14 protein-coding genes are annotated in these 21825 nt (G+C 63.9%); 5 read left to right on the forward strand and 9 right to left on the reverse strand.

Annotated elements, in window-relative coordinates; all coding sequences use genetic code 11:
* Positions 1 to 38 precede the first annotated feature (38 nt).
* The 6 genes from fabG1 to QM609_RS17395 form a co-directional block, all read right to left on the reverse strand.
* The gene (fabG1, locus tag QM609_RS17370; protein ID WP_007727875.1) at positions 39 to 788 is read right to left on the reverse strand and encodes a 3-oxoacyl-ACP reductase FabG1; all 750 of its coding nucleotides are present in this window, start codon (positions 786 to 788) and stop codon (positions 39 to 41) included.
* Between the two features lie 70 nt (positions 789 to 858).
* Entirely contained in the window at positions 859 to 1839 is a 981-nt protein-coding gene (locus QM609_RS17375; protein WP_003944878.1) for a VWA domain-containing protein, read from the reverse strand.
* On the reverse strand, positions 1836 to 2828 hold the full coding sequence (locus tag QM609_RS17380; RefSeq protein WP_003944991.1) for a DUF58 domain-containing protein: 993 nt from the start codon (positions 2826 to 2828) through the stop codon (positions 1836 to 1838). The genes QM609_RS17375 and QM609_RS17380 overlap by 4 nt, the downstream gene beginning before the upstream one ends.
* Positions 2825 to 4021, reverse strand: a complete 1197-nt coding sequence (locus tag QM609_RS17385) for an AAA family ATPase (protein WP_003944917.1) — start codon at positions 4019 to 4021, stop codon at positions 2825 to 2827. The genes QM609_RS17380 and QM609_RS17385 overlap by 4 nt, the downstream gene beginning before the upstream one ends.
* Positions 4022 to 4171: 150 nt before the next feature.
* On the reverse strand, positions 4172 to 5719 hold the full coding sequence (locus QM609_RS17390; RefSeq protein ID WP_003944866.1) for an NlpC/P60 family protein: 1548 nt from the start codon (positions 5717 to 5719) through the stop codon (positions 4172 to 4174).
* 451 nt (positions 5720 to 6170) lie between these two features.
* Positions 6171 to 6761: an Rv1476 family membrane protein gene (locus tag QM609_RS17395; protein ID WP_021332993.1), complete on the reverse strand. Its 591-nt coding sequence runs from the start codon at positions 6759 to 6761 to the stop codon at positions 6171 to 6173.
* Between the two features lie 456 nt (positions 6762 to 7217).
* On the opposite strand from QM609_RS17395, the gene acnA reads away from it, so the two are divergent.
* Together acnA and QM609_RS17405 are read left to right on the forward strand one after the other, a co-directional pair.
* Positions 7218 to 10019 (forward strand): aconitate hydratase AcnA, encoded by a 2802-nt coding sequence (acnA, locus tag QM609_RS17400; RefSeq protein WP_050656500.1) that lies wholly within the window; start codon positions 7218 to 7220, stop codon positions 10017 to 10019.
* Between the two features lie 180 nt (positions 10020 to 10199).
* A complete protein-coding gene (locus tag QM609_RS17405; protein ID WP_003944970.1) occupies positions 10200 to 10766 on the forward strand; it encodes a TetR/AcrR family transcriptional regulator in 567 nt (188 codons plus the stop codon).
* Between the two features lie 60 nt (positions 10767 to 10826).
* On the opposite strand, the gene QM609_RS17410 is transcribed toward QM609_RS17405, so the two are convergent.
* Positions 10827 to 12458 (reverse strand): ABC-F family ATP-binding cassette domain-containing protein, encoded by a 1632-nt coding sequence (locus tag QM609_RS17410; protein ID WP_003944932.1) that lies wholly within the window; start codon positions 12456 to 12458, stop codon positions 10827 to 10829.
* Between the two features lie 129 nt (positions 12459 to 12587).
* Between QM609_RS17410 and QM609_RS17415 the strand changes: the two genes are divergently transcribed.
* Together QM609_RS17415 and QM609_RS17420 are read left to right on the forward strand one after the other, a co-directional pair.
* Positions 12588 to 13373 (forward strand): SDR family oxidoreductase, encoded by a 786-nt coding sequence (locus QM609_RS17415; protein WP_047270400.1) that lies wholly within the window; start codon positions 12588 to 12590, stop codon positions 13371 to 13373.
* 10 nt (positions 13374 to 13383) lie between these two features.
* A complete protein-coding gene (locus QM609_RS17420; protein WP_050656499.1) occupies positions 13384 to 14514 on the forward strand; it encodes a lycopene cyclase family protein in 1131 nt (376 codons plus the stop codon).
* 14 nt (positions 14515 to 14528) lie between these two features.
* On the opposite strand, the gene QM609_RS17425 is transcribed toward QM609_RS17420, so the two are convergent.
* A complete protein-coding gene (locus QM609_RS17425) occupies positions 14529 to 15500 on the reverse strand; it encodes an alpha/beta hydrolase (protein WP_050656498.1) in 972 nt (323 codons plus the stop codon).
* 149 nt (positions 15501 to 15649) lie between these two features.
* On the opposite strand from QM609_RS17425, the gene ku reads away from it, so the two are divergent.
* On the forward strand, positions 15650 to 16489 hold the full coding sequence (gene ku / locus QM609_RS17430) for a non-homologous end joining protein Ku (protein WP_172932851.1): 840 nt from the start codon (positions 15650 to 15652) through the stop codon (positions 16487 to 16489).
* A gap of 1 nt (position 16490) precedes the next feature.
* Here the strand turns inward: ku and QM609_RS17435 are convergent.
* Positions 16491 to 21825, reverse strand: a 5335-nt coding sequence (locus QM609_RS17435) for a non-ribosomal peptide synthetase (RefSeq protein WP_283337321.1), incomplete at its 5' end; no start/stop codon positions are given.

Consider the following 21825-nt stretch of genomic DNA (forward strand, 5'->3'; position numbering starts at 1 on the left):
TTCAGACGTACGAGAAAGGTGTGTGTACGAAAAGCGGGTCAGTGCCCCATGCCGAGTCCACCGTCGACGGGGATGACCGCACCCGAGACGTAGGCCGAATCGTCGGAGGCGAGGAAACTGACAACTGCTGCAACATCTTCCGGCTTTCCGGTCCGCTGCAACGGGATGAACTCGGTGGCCTTGTCCTTGACGTCGTCGCCCAGTGCTGCCGTCATGTCGGTCTCGATGAACCCGGGAGCGACGACGTTGGCGGTGATCGAACGTGAGCCGAGTTCCCTTGTCAGGGAACGAGCGATACCGACGATGCCTGCTTTGGACGCGGCGTAGTTGACCTGGCCGGCTTGTCCTGCCAGACCCACCACAGAGCCGAGGAAGATGAACCGTCCGAAACGCGCGCGCAGCATCGAACGGGTCGCACGCTTCGAGAGGCGGAACGTACCGGTGAGGTTCGCGTCGACGACGCTCGTGAACTGCTCTTCGCTCATTCGCATGATCAGTGTGTCGTCGGTGACGCCGGCATTGGCGACGATGACCTCGACCGGCCCCTGGTGCGCTTCGACCTCTTTGAACGCACGGTCGATCGACTCGGTGTCGGTGACGTCGCACACGACGCCGAACAACCCTTCGGGGACACCGGAACCGCGGTGCGTGACGGCTACCTTGTGGCCGTCTGCGGCGAGCCGCTGAGCGACGGCCAAGCCGATTCCGCGGTTACCGCCGGTGACGAGCACCGAGCGCGGTGTGGTGACGGTCCGTTCGGAAACCACTGTCGTGGGAGGGGTAGACATGGCGATCAACCTATCAATTCTCTGCGGGCCGCGTACCAGCGGTATTTGGACAATTCGGAACTGCTCTCGATCAGGGCAGACGCTGCCTGCGTACCAGGGCAATCGTCAGACCAGCGGTCGCGAACACGACGCCGAGAACCAACCACGGTCGACTCGCATCGCCTCGTGTCGTCTCGAAACCGATCTGCTCTTCGAGCGTGTCGTACACCTGGCGCAGTTCTTCGAGGCTCGATGCCGTGAAGAAACTTCCGCCGGAAAGGTTGGCGATCTCCTTCAATGACGCGTCGTCGACCGGGACGGGGATTCGGTCTCCTTCGATCTCGACTCGCCCGTATGTCGTTCCGAAGGAAATGGTCGAGATCGGAACGCCCTTGTCCTTGGCCTGACGGGCAGCGGTGAATCCGCCCCGCGGATCGTCCGAGTTTTCGGGAACGGTCTGCTTACCGTCGGACAGCAACACGATGCGCGCCGGTGGCGCCTGATCGCTACCGCCGAGAACAGCCGACAGCGTGTCGATCGACTGCAACGAGGTGAAGATCGCTTCGCCCGTCGCCGTTCGCTCACTGAGCTTGAGGTTGTCGATGGCGACCTTCGTCGCGTCACGATTCGTGGTGGGCGACACCAGAACCGAAGCCGTTCCGGCAAATGCGACCAACCCGAGGTTGATGCCGGGAGTCAGACCGTCGGCGAACGACTTCGCAGCTTCCTGCGCTGCTGCCAATCGCGTCGGCTCGACGTCGGTGGCCTGCATCGACAGCGACACGTCGATCACGAGGATCACCGTGGCGCGGTTTCGCGGGACCTTCTTGTCTGCCGTCGGACCGGCAAGGGCGACGGTGAAGAACACCAATGCGATGACCATCAGAATCGCCGGAATATGACGCCACCGCCCGGGCCGCGAAGGCGCGACCTTCTCCAACAGTGCGAAGTTCGTGAACCGAAGTGTGTGCTTGGCTCGCTGCTTCTGCACGAGTACGTAACCGACCACCAACGCGGCGATGACAGCGAGGAACAGCAGCCACCACGGTGCGGTGAATTGAGAAAGACTCACGAACGAACGCCCCCAGTTCCGGCGCCGGCACCATAACTGTGTCGGCGTGCCGAGATGAATCTCACGACGTCGGCGATCCAGTCCCGATCGGTGTGCAGGGACATGAGCGGTGCGCCGCAACGACGTAGAGCTTGCCTGACCTCGACGCGGTGCTCGGCGGCGACTCTGGCGAAGTCGGCGCGCAGTTGCGGCGTCGTGGTGAATTCTCTGGTCCGGCCGGACTCGGGATCGTGGAGCACCACGTCACCCACGTCGGGCAGTTCGAGGTCTCGCGGATCGACCACTTCCACACCGAGCACGTCGTGCCGTCCTGAAATGGCGCGCAGCGAGCGTTCCCAGTCGATCGGTCCGAGGAAGTCGCTGATGACGACCGCGAGTCCGCGCCGACGCTGTGGGCGTCTGAGCGCTTCGATCGCGCCGACCAGATCACCGCGTACCCCGTCCGGCGCGTGCGGAGTCGTCGCGATCTTGCGGAGCATCGCCTGTGCGTGAATTCGCCCACCGCGGGCCGGAATTCGAGTTGTCTGTGCGCCGGTCGAGATGATGGCGCCGACGCGGTTACCGCCCGAACTGGTCAGGTGAGTGATGGCCGCGGCTGCGGCGACGACCAGGTCGCGCTTCTCGCATCCAGCGGTCCCGAAGTCGAGACTTGCGGACAAGTCGATGACGAGCCACGTCTCGAGCTCACGATCTGCGACAGACTGACGCACGTGTGGGTGCGTCGTCCGTGCGGTGACGGACCAGTCCATCTGCCGCACGTCGTCGCCCGGCTGGTACTCGCGGGCATCTCCCGGCTCCGAACCCGGACCGGGAATCAGGCCGAGATGATCGCCGTGCAGCACACCGTCCAGGCGGCGGCGAACCGTCAGCTCGAGGGTGCGCAGCGCAGCGGTGAGTTTCGGGTCGCTGAGCTCGCCGGATCGGAACGACGGCGGAGAACCGGTGGATCCGGCGGGTGTCGCCTGGCCACCGTCGCGGCCTTCGGTCACTGCGGGCGACTCATCGTCTCAGCGGTCGCGATCGGCGCGCCGTTGCCCTGCGGATTAGCTGTGCCCTGTGGGTTAGCTGTGCCCGGTGCGTTGAACTGCGGTGCTTGTGGTGCGCCCTGCTGGGGCGGACCGGGAACGGTGGGGACCGGCCGCGCGGCGATCTGCGGCAGTCCGACGGTCTGCAGCACCCGGGCGATGACGGCGTCGGGAGTCACCTCGTCGGCCATGGCGTCGTAGGAAAGAACGAGACGGTGACGCAACACGTCCGGGATCACCTCGATGACGTCCTGCGGCACTACGTAGTCGCGCCCGCGGACGAGAGCGAGGGCCCGCGACGCGGCGATGATGCCGAGCGTCGCGCGGGGTGAGGCGCCGTACGCGATCCAGCCTGCGACGTCCTCGAGTCCGACTTCACGCGGAGTACGCGTAGCGGCGATGACCCGGACAACGTAATCGACGAGCGCGTGGTGAACGAAGACGTTGCTGGCGACGCGTTGGAGCCTGACCAACTCCTCCGGACCGAGGATCTGGTGCGGCTCCGGCGCTGCCACGCCCATCCGGTAGACGATTTCGCGTTCTTCCTCCACTGTCGGGTAATCGACGAGGATCTTGAACAGGAAGCGGTCGCGCTGCGCTTCGGGGAGCGGGTAGACGCCCTCGTTCTCGATGGGGTTCTGCGTCGCCATCACCAGGAACGGATCGGGCATGTGGTACCGCTTGCCACCGATCGAGACGTGGCGTTCTGCCATCACCTCGAGGAGCGCGGACTGCACCTTGGCCGGGGCACGGTTGATCTCGTCGGCCAACACGAAGTTGGCGACGACGGGGCCGAGTTCGGTGTCGAACTCCTCGCGGCCCTGACGGTAGATGCGCGTGCCGATCAGGTCGGTGGGCACCAGGTCCGGGGTGAACTGGACGCGGGAGAACGAACCGCCGACGACCTTCGCGAAAGTCTCGACGGCCAGCGTCTTGGCGACACCGGGTACGCCTTCGAGGAGGACGTGCCCCTTGGCGAGAAGTCCGACGAGAATGCGCTCGACAAGCCGGTCCTGCCCGACGATGACTCGCTTGACCTCGTAAATCGCTCGTTCCAAGGTCTGAACGTCGGCTGCCAGGGAAGGTGCTGCTCCGTCCGCACTTCCACTCGCCTTGCTTACGTCGACCGTTCCGACCGAATCTTCACGTGAGGTCACCAAGAATCCATCGCTTTCACCTAGAAAAGTACCGACAGTAACGTGTTCCCCGTCAACTATTCCAGGTAGTTGCGCTCGATGCCGTAACACCACGTCGGGAACTTGATACTTCCCTGACAATGCGGGTGTCAGCGGCATTTCCTCTGACGGTCAGGACACCAGTCGGACGGCGTACGGCGTCATTCCGCCCCACCGAACCGGTGAGACCATGACACTCGAACCGGATTGTGGTGCCTCGAGCATCTGACCGTTACCGAGGTAGAGCGCCACGTGTTGGCTGGCGTTGGGGCCGTAGAAGATCATGTCGCCGCGCTTCATCTCCGAAGACGGAACCTGAGTGCCTGCGGTGTACTGGTAGCCGGTGTAGTGCGGCAGCGAGATCCCGATGCCGGCAAAGGCATAAATCATCAAGCCGGAGCAGTCGAACCCGACCTTGTTGAAGTCGCCGTAACTGTCAGCGACGCCGCCGTCACGGATGCCTCGCGTCGGTCCGTTCTCGTCGCCGCCGCCCCAGGCATACTGCACGCCTAGCTGAGACATTCCGCGGTCGATGACGGATTCGATTGCAGCGCTTCCGGTAACGGAAGGCTTCGGAGTGGTGGGTTTCGGCGTCGTCGGCTTCGGGGTGGTGGGCTTGGGCGTCGTGACCGTTTCCTCGTCGGTGCCGGTCTCTTCGTCCGTGCCTGTTTCCTCGTCGGTCCCTGTTTCTTCGTCAGTCCAGGTGTCGTCGTCGTCCGGGATGACGGTCGGAGTCGGGTCTTCGACCGCGGTGTGCGGACGCTGGGCCGCTGCCAGTGCGGCAGCTCGATCCTTGGCTGCCTGGTCGGCTGCGGCACGGGCGGCGGCCTGAGCGGCCGCTTCCTTGGCCGCGGCTTCGAGAGCCTTCTGATGAGCTTCCTCGGCACGGCGCTGTTCGTCCCAGGTCGCGTATGCCTGGCGTTGACCCTGCAAGCCGGCGACGGCGTTGCGGGCGGCGTCGAGCTGAGCCTGGGCAGAGTTGCGCTCGGCTTCGATCGCGGCCTTCTTGGCTACCTGCTGATCGAGAGCGTTGCGCGCGATCTGAATCGCCTGCTCCGCCAGATCCTTCAGCTGCGCGGCGACCTCGGCGGCGGCATCGGCCTGCTGCTTGGCCTGGCGGGTCGCGGAATCCTTGTTCGCCTGCTCGGTACGTGCTCGCTGGAGACCGTCGAGCACTGCACTCTGCGTATTGGCGAGAAGCTTGAGGACCTGCGCGCGGTCGAGAACGTCGCCAGGACCCTTGGCGTCGAGGAACGACGAGATCGACGCAGTATTGGTGCCCTTGACGTAGCTCGAGCGTGCGTACTTGTCGAAGTCCGTCTGAGCGACCTCGATCTGCGCCGACGCGTCCTTCAGAGCTTGTTTCGTGACTCCGACGGCCTGCGCTGCGGAGTCTGCGGCGCCGCGAGCGTTCTGCAGATCCACGAGAGTCTTGTTGACGTCTTCACGCTTGATCGCAACTTCGTTGTCGAGTGCCGACAACTGTTCGTTTGCCGATGCGACTTGATTGATGAGCGCGCTGACGGTGCCGACGCTCGACGAGACCTGCGAATCTGCCGCGGCGATATCCGAGTCACTCGGATTCGGCGGCGGTGGCGGTACGGCCGAGGACATGGCCGGCGTCCCGACGATCAGGGATCCGACGACGCCGAATCCGATGACCAGTTGCGCCAGGCGCATCGATTTACGGGAAGGACCACGACGGGACTCGCCGCCACGTGTTACTTGCCTCACAAATAACTCTCCCTCGCGTGTAACGCCACGGCCCGCTGGGTCGCCGATCCGTGCGGGGAGGGAATGCGCAGACCAAGCACCGGTCGCCCACAGCCCGAGAGCTGCTCGTCGACCTGGACGTGCCGTACGAACGCCACCGTCGACACCTCGAGAACGAGGCAACCGACAAGTACGCGTCGAACAACATCAGCCTGTCTGCGACACTTCTTCCCCAAAAAGTGCCAGTTGTACCGTACGACACTCAAGCGTTCTTTGGAAACTTTAGCCACAAATAACACAAACGGTATTTGAGCTGGTCGAATGGCATGCAGGCACCAAAAAGGGCAGGTACTCACCGCAAACAGCAGTGAGTACCTGTTTTCGACGAGTTACTGAAAATCTCGCAAAAGGACCAAGGTCAGACGGAATCGGCCCGGTGGTCGGATGGTGCTGGTGTTTCCGAAGTCGAGGCGATATGTCTGGTTTGCGCGTTTTCTGGCTCTCGCCGCCACTTGACGGCAAAGGTAATTCCGGCAATAACCGCCACCACTGCGATGACAAGGACCGTGTAAAGCGTCCACGGCGGACCTGGCGCCACGATCTCGTGCGAGAAGCGGTCCGCGGTCACGCTTGCGCTTTCGCCGAAAGATCGGTCCTGTGCAGTTTCGAGCTGCACTCGACTGATCGAATCGCTGTAGCTACCCATCCAGTCAGGGCTCAGAACGAGAACCGTTCCGCCTTCTGTTTTGCCGACCGTCGTGGCCAGGTCTCGAAGATCGGACGGCCGGCCCGGATTTGCGTCGACTACTACGACGCTCAAGTCGACACCACGTTCACGAGCGTCGGTCACCACCGCGGTCAGCCCCGCAACATCATCCGCGGGGGCGGAGACGCCGTCCGTCGAAATGTCCGCGAGCACGTCGTCGAGATCGACGTCCGACGGAACAGCGACGTGCAACGGGGACTTCACGTGCACAGGCGCAAAAGCGTGATTTGTAGGAGCAGACATCTCTCATCCGGGTGCTGTTCGGATTCCGTCCACCGCTGAGATGCGGGGAGTTCTTCCGAGGTCGTTTTTCGGCGGCCGACCCGCGACGGGCCTGCATGCACCCTACTTCAGGTCGACTGCCACCAGGCGTCACACACAACCGCCGCGCGTGCCGCCCGAGCGGTAGCTGTGGGTGCGGTCACCCAGCCAAGCCTGCGTTGCGCAGGCCCGCAGTCTGCATGAAGATTGTTTCGGTCAACTTGCCCTGAATTCTCACAGGACAAGCGTACTGTTAGACTTGGACCAAGAGGTACCACCGGTCAGGACAGGTTCTACTGCAGCTCCGATGTTCGGACAGTTCTCACGCGAACTGTGCGATTGGCGTGAGCTACGGAGGATCTTCCCGGCCGAAGTACCTCGCTTCAGCTGCCGACACAGCCCCGTCGGTAGCGACCCTCATAGACGAGTGGAGCAGACGTGAGCACCAGTATCGATTCATTCGGAGCCAAGGGAACCCTCGAGGTCGGTGAGAACTCTTACGAGATCTTCCGCCTCTCGGCCGTCCCCGGCACCGAGAAATTGCCCTATTCCTTGAAGGTTCTCGCCGAGAACCTTCTCCGCACCGAAGACGGCGCCAACATCACCGCGGATCACATCCGCGCAATCGCAAGCTGGGATCCCTCAGCCGAGCCGAGCATCGAAATCCAGTTCACGCCTGCCCGCGTGATCATGCAGGACTTCACCGGCGTTCCTTGCATCGTCGACCTCGCCACCATGCGTGAGGCCGTCACCACCCTCGGTGGCGACCCGAACAAGGTCAACCCGCTCTCCCCCGCCGACATGGTCATCGACCACTCGGTCATCCTCGACGTCTTCGGCCAGGCCGACGCACTCGAGCGCAACGTCGACCTCGAATACGAGCGCAACGGCGAGCGTTACCAGTTCCTCCGTTGGGGCCAGGGCGCATTCGACGACTTCAAGGTCGTCCCCCCGGGAATGGGCATCGTTCACCAGGTCAACATCGAGTACCTGGCACCCACCGTCATGTCGCGTAACGGACAGGCATACCCCGACACCTGTGTCGGCACCGACTCGCACACCACGATGGTCAACGGCCTCGGCGTGCTCGGCTGGGGCGTCGGCGGCATCGAGGCCGAGGCAGCAATGCTCGGCCAGCCCGTCTCCATGCTGATCCCCCGCGTCGTCGGCTTCAAGCTCTCCGGTGAGATCAAGCCCGGCGTCACCGCAACCGACGTCGTGCTCACCGCCACCGAGATGCTCCGTAAGCACGGCGTCGTCGGCAAGTTCGTCGAGTTCTACGGCAACGGTGTTGCCGAGGTTCCGCTCGCGAACCGCGCGACGCTGGGCAACATGAGCCCCGAATTCGGTTCCACCGCAGCGATCTTCCCGATCGACGCCGAGACCATCGAATACCTGCGCCTCACCGGCCGCAGCGACGAGCAGCTCGCTCTCGTCGAGGCGTACGCCAAGGAACAGGGCCTGTGGCACAACCCCGACAAGGAACCCGTCTTCTCGGAGTACATCGAGCTGGATCTGGGAAGCGTTGTTCCCTCGATCGCCGGCCCGAAGCGCCCGCAGGACCGAATCCTGTTGTCGGAGTCCAAGACTGCGTTCCGCAAGGACATCCACAACTACGTGGAAGAGAACCACCCGACCGAGCACACCCAGCTCGACGAGGCCGTCGAAGAGTCCTTCCCGGCTTCCGATCCCGCGGTTCTGTCGTTTGCCGACGACGGAGCGGTCGACGTTCTCTCTGCTGCCAACGGTGCAGAAGGCCGTCCGAGCAAGCCGGTCGTCGTCAAGTCCGACGCCGGTGAGTTCGTTCTCGACCACGGCGCCGTCGTCGTTGCAGGTATCACCTCCTGCACCAACACGTCCAACCCGTCGGTCATGCTCGGCGCTGCACTGCTCGCACGCAACGCCGTCGAAAAGGGCCTCGCCACCAAGCCGTGGGTCAAGACCAACATGGCTCCCGGTTCGCAGGTCGTCACCGACTACTACGAGAAGGCCGGCCTGTGGCCGTACCTCGAGAAGCTCGGTTACTACCTCGGTGGTTACGGCTGCACCACGTGCATCGGTAACACCGGACCGCTGCCCGAGGCAGTCTCGAAGGCGATCAACGACAACGACCTCTCGGTCACCGCGGTGCTCTCGGGTAACCGTAACTTCGAGGGACGTATCTCCCCCGACGTCAAGATGAACTACCTGGCTTCCCCGCCGCTCGTGATTGCCTACGGCCTCGCCGGAACCATGGACTTCGACTTCGAGACCGATTCGCTCGGTAACGACACCGACGGAAACCCCGTCTACCTCAAGGACATCTGGCCGTCCACGCAGGAAATCGAAGAGACCATCAAGTCCTCGATCGACCAGGACATGTTCCGCAAGTCGTACGCAACCATCTTTGCGGGCGACAGCCGCTGGCAGAACCTCGAAACCCCGAAGGGTGACACCTTCGAGTGGGACGAGAACTCCACCTACGTGCGGAAGCCACCTTACTTCGACGGCATGACGATGGATCCGGCTCCGGTCAAGGACATCAAGGGCGCTCGCGTCCTCGCACTGCTCGGCGACTCGGTCACCACCGACCACATCAGCCCGGCAGGTCCGATCAAGGTCGGTACCCCCGCTGCGCAGTACCTCGACTCCCATGGCGTCGAGCGTGCGGATTACAACTCGCTCGGCTCGCGTCGCGGTAACCACGAGGTCATGATTCGCGGAACGTTCGCGAACATCCGTCTGCGCAACCAGCTCCTCGACGACGTCTCGGGTGGTTACACCCGCGACTTCACGCAGGAAGGCGCACCGCAGGCATTCATCTACGACGCGTCGCAGAACTACCAGGCAGCCGGCATCCCGCTGGTCGTCCTGGGCGGCAAGGAGTACGGCTCCGGATCCTCGCGTGACTGGGCAGCCAAGGGCACGAGCCTGCTCGGCGTCAAGGCCGTCATCACCGAGTCGTTCGAGCGCATCCACCGCTCCAACCTGATCGGCATGGGCGTTGTCCCGCTGCAGTTCCCGGTCGGCGAGTCCGCAGGTTCGCTCAAGCTCGACGGCACCGAGACCTTCGACATCGAAGGTGTCGAGAAGCTCAACGAGGGCGTCACCCCTAAGACCATGAAGGTCACGGCGACGCGCGAGAACGGCGAGAAGGTCGTGTTCGACGCAGTCGTACGCATCGATACCCCCGGCGAAGCGGATTACTACCGCAACGGCGGCATCCTGCAGTACGTGCTTCGCAACATGATCCGCGGCTAGTAGGCACTACGTGCCTGTGAGCACTTTCGGCCCCTGACGGGTCACAAAGCGCTCACGACCACTTTCGCCGGAAGGCGAACCAGGTTTCATCGGTGGTCGTGAGCGCTTTGTGCACTGAGTCGACATTCAGCGCCTACGGCCGAAAGTGTTCACAGGCAACCCGACAAAGGAGGGATGCCCGTGCCCAAGGTCAGTGAAGACCATCTCGCGGCACGGCGCAGTCAGATCCTTGACGGCGCCCGCCGCTGCTTTGCGGAATACGGCTACGACGGCGCCACAGTTCGCCGTCTCGAAGAAGTCACCGGTTTGTCCCGCGGAGCGATCTTCCATCACTTCAAGGACAAGGACGGCCTGTTCCTCGCTCTCGCAAGCGAGGATGCGAGCCGGATGGCAGATGTCGTCGCCGAAGAGGGCCTCGTCCAGGTCATGCGGGACATGCTCGCGCAGCCCGACCAATTCGATTGGCTGGGAACGCGACTGGAGATAGCGCGTCGACTGCGCAACGACGCCGATTTCCGCGAGAAGTGGTCACAGCGCTCCGTAGAACTGACGGAAGCGACCAGTGCGCGTCTCGCCAGACAGAAATCGGCAGGCAGACTCCGTGACGACGTCCCCACCGAAATTCTGATCGGATACCTGGATCTGGTGATGGACGGCCTGGTCGCGAGAATCGCCTCCGGCCACGGCGTCGACAACCTGTCAGCGGTTCTCGATCTGGTCGAGGAATCGGTGCGGCGGAGAGATTGAGGGGCTTCGCCCCTGTGCGCCTTTTTGGTAGTTCCCACTACCAAAAAGGCGCACAGGGGTTTAGGCGAGCTGGATCAGCTCGAGGTATTCCTGCGACCAGTGGTCCTCGTTGCCGTCGGGCAGGAGGATGACTCGCTCGGGGTTGAGGGCCTCGGCAGCACCCGGATCGTGGGTGACCAGGACGACGGCGCCGGTGTAGCTGCGGAGCGCGTCGAGCACCTGCTCGCGTGAGATCGGGTCCAGGTTGTTGGTGGGCTCGTCGAGAAGCAGAACGTTGGCAGCCGAAGACACCAGACCGGCCAGAGCCAAACGCGTCTTCTCACCACCCGAGAGCGTTCCGGCCGGCTGTTCGAGTTGCGGGCCGGTGAACATGAAGGCACCGAGCAGCGAACGCAGTTCCTGCTCCCCTGTGTCCGGCGCGGCGTGGCGGATGTTCTCCCACACGGACGCGTCGTCGTCGAGGGTGTCGTGCTCCTGAGCGAAGTAGCCGACCTTGAGTCCGTGACCGGCGATCAGCTCACCAGCGTCCGCTTTCTCCGCGCCCGCGAGGATGCGGAGCAGTGTGGTCTTACCTGCACCGTTGAGTCCGAGGATCACCACACGAGACCCACGATCGATCGCGAGATCGACACCGGTGAAGATCTCGAGCGAGCCGTACACCTTGGTGAGGTTCTTGCCCATCAGCGGAGTCTTGCCACAAGCGGCGGGTTCGGGGAAACGAATCCGCGCAACCTTGTCCGAGACACGTTCGGCATCGAGGTTGGCCATCAATTTGTCGGCTCGCTTGGCCATGTTCTGAGCCGCGACGGCCTTGGTTGCCTTTGCGCCCATCTTGGCGGCCTGAATCCTCAGCGCACCGGCCTTCTTCTCGGCGTTGGCGCGCTCGCGGCGACGACGCTGCTCGTCCGTGGCACGAGCGTCGAGGTACTTCTTCCAGTTCATGTTGTATACGTCGGCCTCACCGCGGACGGCGTCGAGGAACCACACGCGGTTGACGACGTCGTTGAGCAGGTCGACGTCGTGGCTGATGACCACCAGTCCACCCTCGTGGTTCTGGAGGAAGCCACGCAGCCAGGTGATGGAGTCGGCGTCGAGATGGTTGGTGGGCTCGTCGAGCAGCAGAGTCGTGTCCGAGCGGGCACCGCTGCCGTCGGAGGCGGCGAAGAGGATGCGCGCCAATTCGACGCGACGACGCTGACCGCCAGACAGCGTGCTGAGCGGCTGCCCGAGAATGCGGTCTTCGAGACCGAGGCTGCTGGTGATGCGTGCAGCTTCACTCTCGGCTTCGTATCCGCCGAGGGCCGAGAACCGATCCTCGAGCTGGCCGTACTTCTTGACCGCGCGGTCCTGCGATTCCTGATCGAGCACCTCGCCCATCAGAATCTGCTGCTTCTCCATCTCGCGGAGCATCGTGTCGAGGCCACGTGCGGAGAGAACCCGGTCCTTGGCGAGGACGCTCAGGTCGCCCTCTTTGGGGTCCTGCGGGAGGTATCCGAGTTCACCGGTACGTACGACGCTTCCGGCATATGCCTCACCTTCGCCGGCGAGGATGCGCAGTGTGGTCGTCTTTCCGGCTCCGTTACGTCCGACGAGTCCGATCCGGTCGCCCGGCTGGATGCGCAACGAAGGCCCGGGAGCCGTGAGAAGGGTGCGGACACCGGCACGAACTTCGAGGTCAGTGGCGGTAATCAAGCAAACTCCTCAGGAAAAACGACGAATACGGGTAAACAATGCCTGACTACAGACACAAGAACTATCGATTTTACCGTGACCTGACGGTCGTTCCGACCAGCAGCGTGTGAGTCCGCTAACGTTCGGGACATGACTAGCGAAAACAGCACTCGTCCTCGCGACCTCGAAGGCCGTGCCGCCATCGTCACCGGCGCAAGTCGCGGAATCGGCAAAGCTGTCGCCGCCGAACTCCTCGCTCGCGGTGCCGACGTCTTGATCACAGCCCGCAAGCCGGAGCCCCTCGAGGCCGCCGCATCCGAGCTGTCCGCTCTGGGGCACGGCGGAAAGGTCGTCGCATTCGCGGGCAACGCAGCCGATGCCGAAGCCCGCTCCGGTGCCGTCGACCGCGCCGTGTCCGAATTCGGTTCACTCGACATTCTGGTCAACAACACCGGAATCAACCCCGTCTTCGGTTCGCTCATGGAAGCGGACCTCGACGCCGTGCGCAAGATCTTCGACGTGAATGTGGTTGCCGCCCTCGGTTACGTCCAGCAAGCACATCGGGCATGGATGGGCGAACACGGTGGAGCCGTCGTGAACCTGGCAAGTGTGGCCGGGATCCGGTCGACGGGCGTCATCGCGGCGTACGGCGCGTCGAAGGCTGCGCTCATCCGCCTGACGGAAGAACTGGCCTGGCAATTGGGACCGAAGATTCGTGTCAACGCCGTAGCTCCCGGGATCGTCAAGACGCAGTTCGCGGCAGCCCTGGTCGCTGCCGGCGAGGACAAGGCGTCGGCGGGCTACCCGATGAAGCGGCTCGGCACCCCCGAGGACGTTGCCGGTCTGGTCGGCTTCCTCGTCTCCGACGCGGCGGCGTGGATCACGGGCGAAACGGTCCGGGTCGACGGCGGTCTGCTCGCAACGGGATCGATGTAGTGCGCCGGTCGTGAGCACAGACAACTCCTCCGCCGACGTGGTGATCGTCGGTGGCGGCCCGGCCGGGCGGGCACTCGCCACCCGCTGTATCGCCCGGCAACTCACCGTCGTCGTTGTCGATCCGCATCCCCATCGGGTGTGGACGCCGACCTATTCGGCGTGGGCTGACGAGCTGCCGTCGTGGCTGCCCGTCGATGTAATCGCAAGCCGGATCCAACGCCCGAGCGTGTGGACCCGCAGACAGAAAACGCTTGATCGCACATATTGCGTATTGAATACATCATTACTGCAATCATTTCTCTCGGGCACATCCGTACAGTTCAGAGCCGTGCGTGCTCAAACACTGTCACCTACCGCCGTCCTGTGCGTGGACGGATCGCAGCTGAGGGGATCCGTCGTCATCGACGCCCGAGGCACCGATCTGACGGTGACAACCGCCCAGCAGACCGCCTTCGGAGTGATCGTCGACCGCGCTCTGGCCGATCCGATTCTGGGTGGTGGCGAAGCCTGGTTCATGGACTGGCGAACAGACAACGGCGCCTCCGACGCCGACACTCCGTCGTTTCTCTATGCGGTCCCACTCGATGACGAGCGAGTTCTCCTCGAGGAGACCTGCCTCGTCGGCCGGCCGGCGTTGGGGCTCCGCGAACTCGAAGCGCGTCTGCGCACCCGGCTTCGCAATCGGGGCTGCGAAGTCCCCGACGACGCACCGGTCGAGCGGGTCCGTTTTGCAGTCGAAGGCCCGAAGGAGTCGTTCCCCGACGGTGTACTCCGTTTCGGCGGGCGAGGCGGTCTGATGCATCCGGGAACCGGATACAGCGTTGCCTCGTCACTCGCCGAGGCAGACGCTGTCGCCAAAGCAATCGCCGACGGTGGAGATCCCAACGCGGCGCTCTGGCCGCGGTCGGCCAAGGCGGTGTCTGCCCTTCGCCGCGTTGGCCTGAACGCACTTCTCACCCTCGGCTCGGGAGAGGTCGCGACATTCTTCGACACGTTCTTCGATCTACCGGTCGAGGCTCAGCGGTCCTACCTGTCCGATCGGCGGGACGCGTCCGCGACGGCGAAGGTGATGGCAACCCTGTTCCGATCGTCACCGTGGCACGTCCGAAAGACGTTGATGCGCGCGCCGTTTCTGAGGTGAGCACTCCGGACCGACTACTGCGCTCCCATCGAGCCGGCGATCATCGGCCAGGAATTGTGTAGGTCGTCCTGCCAGTAGCCCCACGAGTGGGTTCCGGTCGGCTTGAAGTCGAAGGTCGCGGGGATGCCCAGTGCGTTCAGTCGGTCCGCCAAGCCGTGCGTGCACCCGTTGACCGCGGATTCGATGATGCCGCCGACGACGATCTGATTAAGGAGGGCTCCGGGATTTCCGTTCACATCGGGTGCCTGAAGGTTGTCGTGCGGACCTGGCAGCCCGGATCCGGTGGAAACGTACAGTGCGGTCCCCCGCAACTTCTCCGCGTTCACGACCGGATCGTTCTCGCGCCACCCCGGACCGTCGAACGGTCCCCACATGTTTGTCGGATCAGCGCCACCCCGCGCGCCGACCACCAACCGCACATAGTCCTGACCCGGCTGGGTGGAAGTCTCCGCGCACCCGCTGTACGCCCCGACACTCCGATAAAGCCCTGGTGCCGAGATCGCGAGATTGAGTACCGACGTCGCCGTCATCGAAATCGCCGCGATGGAGTTGACCCCGTTGGTACCGAACTGCGCATCGATGACGGACGGCAGTTCGCGAGTGAGGAACGTCTGCCACTTGTTGCGCCCGAGTACGGGATCGTCTTTCTGCCAGTCGGTGTAGTAGCTGAACGCTCCTTCCAGCGGCGTCACGACGTTGACATTCTTGTCGGCGAAGAAATCCAGGACATCGGTCCGTCCTTCCCACGTTGCACTGTCCTCGCCACCACCGGCGCCGTTGAGCAGATACAACGTGGGCCGTGGGGCGCTCGTGTCGGCGGGGAGGATCACCTCGAGTGGAATGTCGCGGCCCATCGCATCGGAGTGGACGCTGATGGTTACGGTGCGTGCCGGATCTGCGTTCGCGGGCAAAGGCGCAAACAGCAGTGGAACCAGTGAAATCGCCAGCGCCGCGGTGACGCGTCGACGGTAGGTTCGGATTCTCATCGGAGCGTCCCCCCAGGTGTGCGAGTCGGGTTCTCGAAGCGGATACCCGCTCGATACGCCCCGAACCGACCCATCCACACGCAACGGTTCGGGATCAACCGTGATCGTTTGCCTCGCGCAAACGGCCGGCGGCGACCATCATGGGAGGCATGCGCTCGATTTGGAAAGGCTCGATAGCCTTCGGTCTGGTCAACGTCCCGGTCAAGGTGTACTCGGCGACCGAGGACCACGACATCCGATTTCACCAGGTCCATGCAAAAGACGGTGGCCGCATCAAGTACAACCGTGTGTGTTCCGAGTGCGGAAACACGGTTCAGTTCGCGGACATCGACAAGGCGTACGACTCGGAAGACGGATCGCGCGTCATCTTGAGCGACGAGGACTTCAACAAACTCCCGGCCGCGGAGAAGCACGAGATTCCGGTGCTGGAATTCGTGCCGAACGATCAGATCGATCCGATCTTGTTCGAGAAGAGTTACTTCCTCGAACCCGATTCGGCGTCGCCGAAGGCGTACGTCCTGCTTTCGACTGTGCTCACCGAGAGTGATCGAACGGCACTGGTGCATTTCACTCTGCGACAGAAGACGCGCCTGGCCGCGATGCGCGCTCGCGACGGCGTCCTGGTGATCCAGACGTTGCTGTGGCCCGACGAAGTTCGCGCAGCAGAGTTCCCTTCGCTCGACGACGTGGAGAAGCCGAAGGCCAAGGAACTGAAGATGGCGCAGACGCTCGTCGAGAGCATGGCGGGCGATTTCGATCCGACCGAGTTCACCGACGACTACCAGCTCCAACTGCGGCAGTTGCTCGACGAGATGATCGAGAACGGCGGCAAGAAGGTCATCCCCGCCGCCGAGGTCGACCAAGAGGGCACCGATGCGGAGGTGGTCGACCTGGTTGCCGCACTGCAGCGCAGTGTGGACGAAGCGAAGTCGAACGCCTCCAAGGCCGGCTCGTCGAAGTCGACCACACCGAGGAAGAAACGAGCCTGAGTCAGCCGCGCACGTCTTGGACCTCGATCAGAGCGTCCAACTCTGCGTCGACGTCCGGGGCCGCGTGACGACCCGTTCCGACCGCAAGGTTGATCACGGGTCCGATCGCCTCCAGACCTGCCTCGGTGAACATTTCGGCGTGTGACGTGGGCACCGGACGGTCGATGATCACCCCGGAGACGAACGGTCGCCACGCCGACGCGGTTCGCAGCGGGTCGAAGGTGTCGGCGTGTGCCGAGAAGAACAGCAGATCGCCCACGAACTTGCCCGGGCGGTATCGGTGAGCCAGTTCGGCGCCTGCGGAGTATTCCTCGAACAGTCGCTCGATCCGATCGCTCGAGACCAAGGGGTGATCGCCGATGGCTTCGCGCAAGAGTGCTTCGGCGTCCTCGGGTGTCAGATCACGCTCGCCGGTGTCCGGGACCGAGATCCCCAACCCGCCGATCAGTTCGGCGAGAGAAGGCTGCGCGCCCGCCATCGTCGGGTCTTCGAGAACGAAGCTGTCGAGCAGAATCAGGTCGGCGACGCTCTCACCCGCGGCTTGCAACTGCACCGCCGCCGCGTGAGCGATCAATCCGCCGATCGACCACCCCAGCAGGTGATACGGACCGTGCGGCTGAACTCCGCGAATTTCCTCGACGTACCGCGCCGCGAAGTCCTCGATCAGCTCCGCCCGAAATTCGGAGTCCGTCAGGACCGGCGACTGCAGGCCGTAGAGCGGCCGGCTGGAGTCGACGTAGCGATCGAGCGCTCCGTAGCACCAGGCCAATCCGATGGCCGGATGGATGCAGAACAGTGGCTCGGCGCGGCCTTCCGGACGTAGTGGCAGGACTACCGCAAGTGCGGAGGTATCCGCGTCACTTGTCACAACTGTTGCCTCGAGTTCGAAGAGTCTGCGCGCCAATGCCTCCGGAGTCGGGTCGGAGAATATCCACGCGACGGGGACGGTCATGCTGGTGCGTTCTTTGATGGCAGCGACCAAACGCGTTGCCATGAGTGAGTTGCCGCCGAGTTCGAAGAAACTCGAATCGGCGTACGTGTCTACGTCGGCCAGATCGAGTACCTCTGCGAAAGCAGCGCAGATCGCGATCTCGTCGCTGCCTTCCGGACTGCGTCCACTCGGCGACTCCCAGTTGGGAGCAGGCAGAGCGCTGCGATCGAGCTTGCCCGCCGGTGTGGTCGGGACTGCGCCGATCACGACAACAGCGGACGGGATCATGTGCGCAGGCAGCGATATACCTGCGTGACGGCGTAGCGCGGCGGCGTCGAAGTCCGCATGTGCCGGGACGACGTACGCGACGATCCGAGCGTCGACGCCCTCCCCGACGACGACGCTGACAGCCGAATGCACGGACGCTTCCGCTGCCAGCACCGCGTCGATTTCTCCGAGTTCGATTCGGAACCCTCGGATCTTGACCTGGTGGTCTGCGCGTCCGAGGTAGATCAGTGCCCCTGAGCGATCTTCGCGCACAAGATCCCCGGTGCGGTACATCCGAGCGCCTTCGGGTCCATGCGGGTCGGCGACGAAGCGCGCGGCTGTGAGTGCGGGGTTGCCGAGGTACCCGCGGGCGAGACCGTCGCCGCTGACGTAGAGCTCACCGACGACCTGGCCGGGAACCGAGTGCAGTCGGGAATCGAGAATCATCGCGTCCACGCCGCGGATCGGGCCGCCGATCGTCACGGGCTCCCCCGCGACCAGCGAATCACTGATGGTGACTGCGACGGTGGCCTCGGTCGGGCCGTACGCGTTGAACATTCGGCGCCCCGGTGCCCACCGAGATACGAGGTCGGCGGAACAGGCGTCGCCGCCGACGACGACGGCTTCGAGATGGTCGAGCCCGGCGGGATCGACAGTCGCCAAGGCGGCTGGAGTCACGAAAGCATGGGTGATCGTCTGCTCGTCGAGCAGTTCGTGCAATTCGACACCGCCGAGAACTGTCGGCGGCGCTATCACCATCGTTGCGCCGGCGCCGAAAGCCAGAAGGAGCTCGAGAACCGACGCGTCGAAGCTCGTCGAGGCGAAGCTCAGAGCGCGAGAGTGCGCGGTGACGCCGAAACGCTCCCGCTGTTCGTCGGCAAACGCTGCCAGTCCCGCGTGAGTGACCAACACGCCCTTGGGTTTTCCTGTCGAGCCCGAGGTGTAGATCAAGTAGGCCGGGTTGTCGAACTCGAGTGGCGCGTCCGGCAGTGTCTCGGAATGGACTGCCTCGATTTCGGTGGTGAATTCGATCGCATCCAACTCGATCCACGATGTGACGCCCGGAAGGTCGGCCGCATACTCGCCCCTGGTGATACCGAGTACCGCTCCACTGTCGGTGAGCATGTGCTCGATCCGCTCGGCGGGGTACGCCGGATCCACGGGAAGAAACACTCCGCCGGCTTTCGCTACGGCCCAGAGCGCGATCACATAGTCGGCCGACCTCGGAAGCGCCAGTGCCACAATCATTTCCGGCGCTATTCCGCGAGCGATCAACGCAAACGCCATAGCGTCGGAGCGTCGGTCGAGTTCGCCGTACGTGAGCGTGACGGATGTGGCGACGTCGACGATTGCCGGGGCGTGCGGATCGGCAGCGCCGCGAAGCAGCAACTCCGGCAGGGTCAAAGCATCGTCGGCCGGACGTCCGGGCAACGCACGCAGGCGACGTCCCGCAAGATCCACGTCACCGACGACGGCGGAGGGCTGGGCAGTCAGTGTCTCGACGATCGTTTCCAGCATCACTGCAAACGACTCCGCCGTATCGGTGTCGAAGAGATCCTTCGCGTAGGTGAGGGAGGCCTCGTAGCCGCCGCCTTCCTCCGCGGTCTGTTCGACAACGGTGAACTGCAGGTCGTACTTGGCGATGTCCGGTGTGATCTCGTGGGCACGAACGGCAAGTCCAGGCAGGTCCCACGTCGTCGGGTGGGCGCCGTGGAACGAGATCATCGTCTGGAACACCGGATGACGGTCGGTGGTCCGGGTCGGCGCCACCACGTCCACGACCTGCTCGAACGGAATATCCGCGTGGGCGAAGGCGTCGAGATCGACGGAGCGGACAGTACGCAGAACGTCGACGAACGTCGACCCGGGGTCGACCGTCGTGCGCAGTCCGACCGTGCCCACGAACATTCCCACGAGGTCGTCGAGAACGCGGTGTCCTCGCCCGGCGACCGGAGATCCGATCACGATGTCCGTGCTTCGACTCAGCCTGGACAGCAGGACGGCATAGGCAGCGTGCAACACCATGAACGGCGTCGCCGCATTGGCTCCGGCAACCGCCTCGACCGCGATCCGGGTGTGCGCCGGAAGCGAGACCGCGGTGTGGGCACCGCTCAACGACTGGGTGAGCGGACGCGCTCGATCGCTCGGAAGGTCGATCAATTCAGGTGCGCCCCGCAACGTCTCCCGCCAGTACGACGCCTGTGCCCCTAGCACGCTCTCGGATTCGTCCACCGAGCCCAGCGCTTCCCGCTGCCAGATGGCGAAGTCCGCGTAGTGCACTTCGAGCGGGGTGAACTCGGGAGCGTGTCCCGAACTTCTCGCGACGTAGGCGGTGAGCACGTCCTTCATCAACGGCGCGATCGACCATCCGTCCGCCGCGATGTGGTGGATCACGATGACAAGTGTGTGGTGCTGCGGCGTCGATTCGAGCAGGAGCGCGCGAACGGGAGCTTGGGTCGTGATGTCGAATCCACGCGACGCGAATTCTCTGGCGAGCTCTGCCGGTTCACGGGTGTCCGCATTTCCGTACTCGAGCGAGGTGAATGCATCCTGGATCACCTGGTGTGGACCGGTGCCGGAGTCGGGGAACACCGTGCGCAGGATTTCGTGCCTTTCGATCACGTCGAGGACCGCAGCTTCGAGGGCCGGCACGTCGAGTGCACCGTCGAGGGAGATCGCAGCAGGGACGTTGTACGCGGGTGAGCCGGGATCCATCTGGTTGAGGAACCAGATGCGTGCTTGCGCGTAGGACAGCGGAATTCGCTCGGGGCGGTCTACGGCGGTGATCGGTGGAAGCGCCTTCGCCCCGGCGGATGTGTCGAGCGCGGTGGCAAGTTCCCGAATTTCGGCGTGCTCGAACAGCATTCGGACAGGCACCTGCCTGCCCAACGACTCGCCGAGTCGCTGGGCCAGTCTGGTGGCGAGCAGTGAGTTGCCACCGAGTTCGAAGAAACTGTCCGACGCACTGATCTGTTCGATACCCAGCAGTTCCGCCACGACGCCGGCAACCTGGAGTTCGGTCGCGGTCGTCAGCGGCTCGACACTTCGCTCGGACGAACGCAGTGTCGGCGCCGGCAGCGCCGATCGGTCGAGCTTCCCGACGGGGGTCAGCGGTACGTGATCGATCGGGGTGATCGCCGACGGCACCATGAAGGCGGGCAGTGAGCGGCGCGCATGGCTCAGCAACTCGTCCATCTCGACCGCATCGGCGCCGAGCACTACGTACGACGCCAACATCGTCTCACCGGAAGCTGCGTCGACGCCCACGGTGACCGCGAACTCGACGCCGGGGTAAGTGCTGAGGACGGAGTCGATCTCGCCCAGTTCGATGCGGAATCCGCGCACTTTCACCTGGTGATCGGAGCGTCCGACGTATTCGATCGTCCCGAGCGGCGTCCACCGAACCAAGTCACCGGTCCGGTACATGCGGGTGCCGGCCGGGCCGAACGGCGCTGCCACGAATCGCGTCGCCGTCAAGGCGGGTTGGTCGAGGTAGCCGCGGGCAAGTCCCAGGCCGGCGATGTAGAGCTCACCGGTGACCCCGACGGGTACCGGCTGAGCCGAGCCGTCGAGAATTACCGCGGACACGCCGCGGACGGGCCCGCCGATGGTCACGGTCTCCCCCACGCTCAAGGCATCACTGATGCAGACCATGACGGTGGTTTCCGTCGGCCCGTAGCCGTTGAACAATCGGCGACCCGGTGCCCACTTACGGACCAGTTCGGGTGGGCATGCCTCGCCACCGACAACGATCGACTGCAAGACGTCCAGCCCGGTGGGATCGACCGAGGTCAGCGCTGCCGGTGTGATGAACGCGTGGGTCACCTGGTGATCGGTGACCAATTCGGCGAGGTCCTGGCCGCCGTAGACGTCGGGAGAGGCGATCACCATCGTCGCGCCTTCACCGACTGCGAGCAGCAGTTCGAGGATGGATGCGTCGAAGCTCGGTGAGGAGAAGTGCAGCGTCCGCGACTGCGCCGAGATGCCGTAACGCGCCGTCTGCTCGGCCGCCAACGCGCTCAGGCCACGATGAGTGATGCTGACGCCCTTGGGCTTTCCCGTCGATCCGGAGGTGTAGATGATGTAGGCGAGGTTGTCGATTCGGATCGGCGCGGCCGGAACCGGCTGCCCGACACCG

Source organism: Rhodococcus sp. IEGM 1302 (assembly GCF_030056935.1).
Lineage (GTDB): Bacteria > Actinomycetota > Actinomycetes > Mycobacteriales > Mycobacteriaceae > Rhodococcus_F > Rhodococcus_F qingshengii.

Excerpts from the sequence above, each read along its gene's own strand:
- QM609_RS17390 (WP_003944866.1), bottom strand. The coding sequence starts at position 5,719 with ATGCGCCTGGCGCAACTGGTCATCGGATTCGGCGTCGTCGGATCCCTG.
- QM609_RS17425 (WP_050656498.1), bottom strand. The coding sequence starts at position 15,500 with ATGAGAATCCGAACCTACCGTCGACGCGTCACCGCGGCGCTGGCGATT.
- ku (WP_172932851.1), top strand. The coding sequence starts at position 15,650 with ATGCGCTCGATTTGGAAAGGCTCGATAGCCTTCGGTCTGGTCAACGTC.
- QM609_RS17415 (WP_047270400.1), top strand. The coding sequence starts at position 12,588 with ATGACTAGCGAAAACAGCACTCGTCCTCGCGACCTCGAAGGCCGTGCC.
- QM609_RS17395 (WP_021332993.1), bottom strand. The coding sequence starts at position 6,761 with ATGTCTGCTCCTACAAATCACGCTTTTGCGCCTGTGCACGTGAAGTCC.
- fabG1 (WP_007727875.1), bottom strand. The coding sequence starts at position 788 with ATGTCTACCCCTCCCACGACAGTGGTTTCCGAACGGACCGTCACCACA.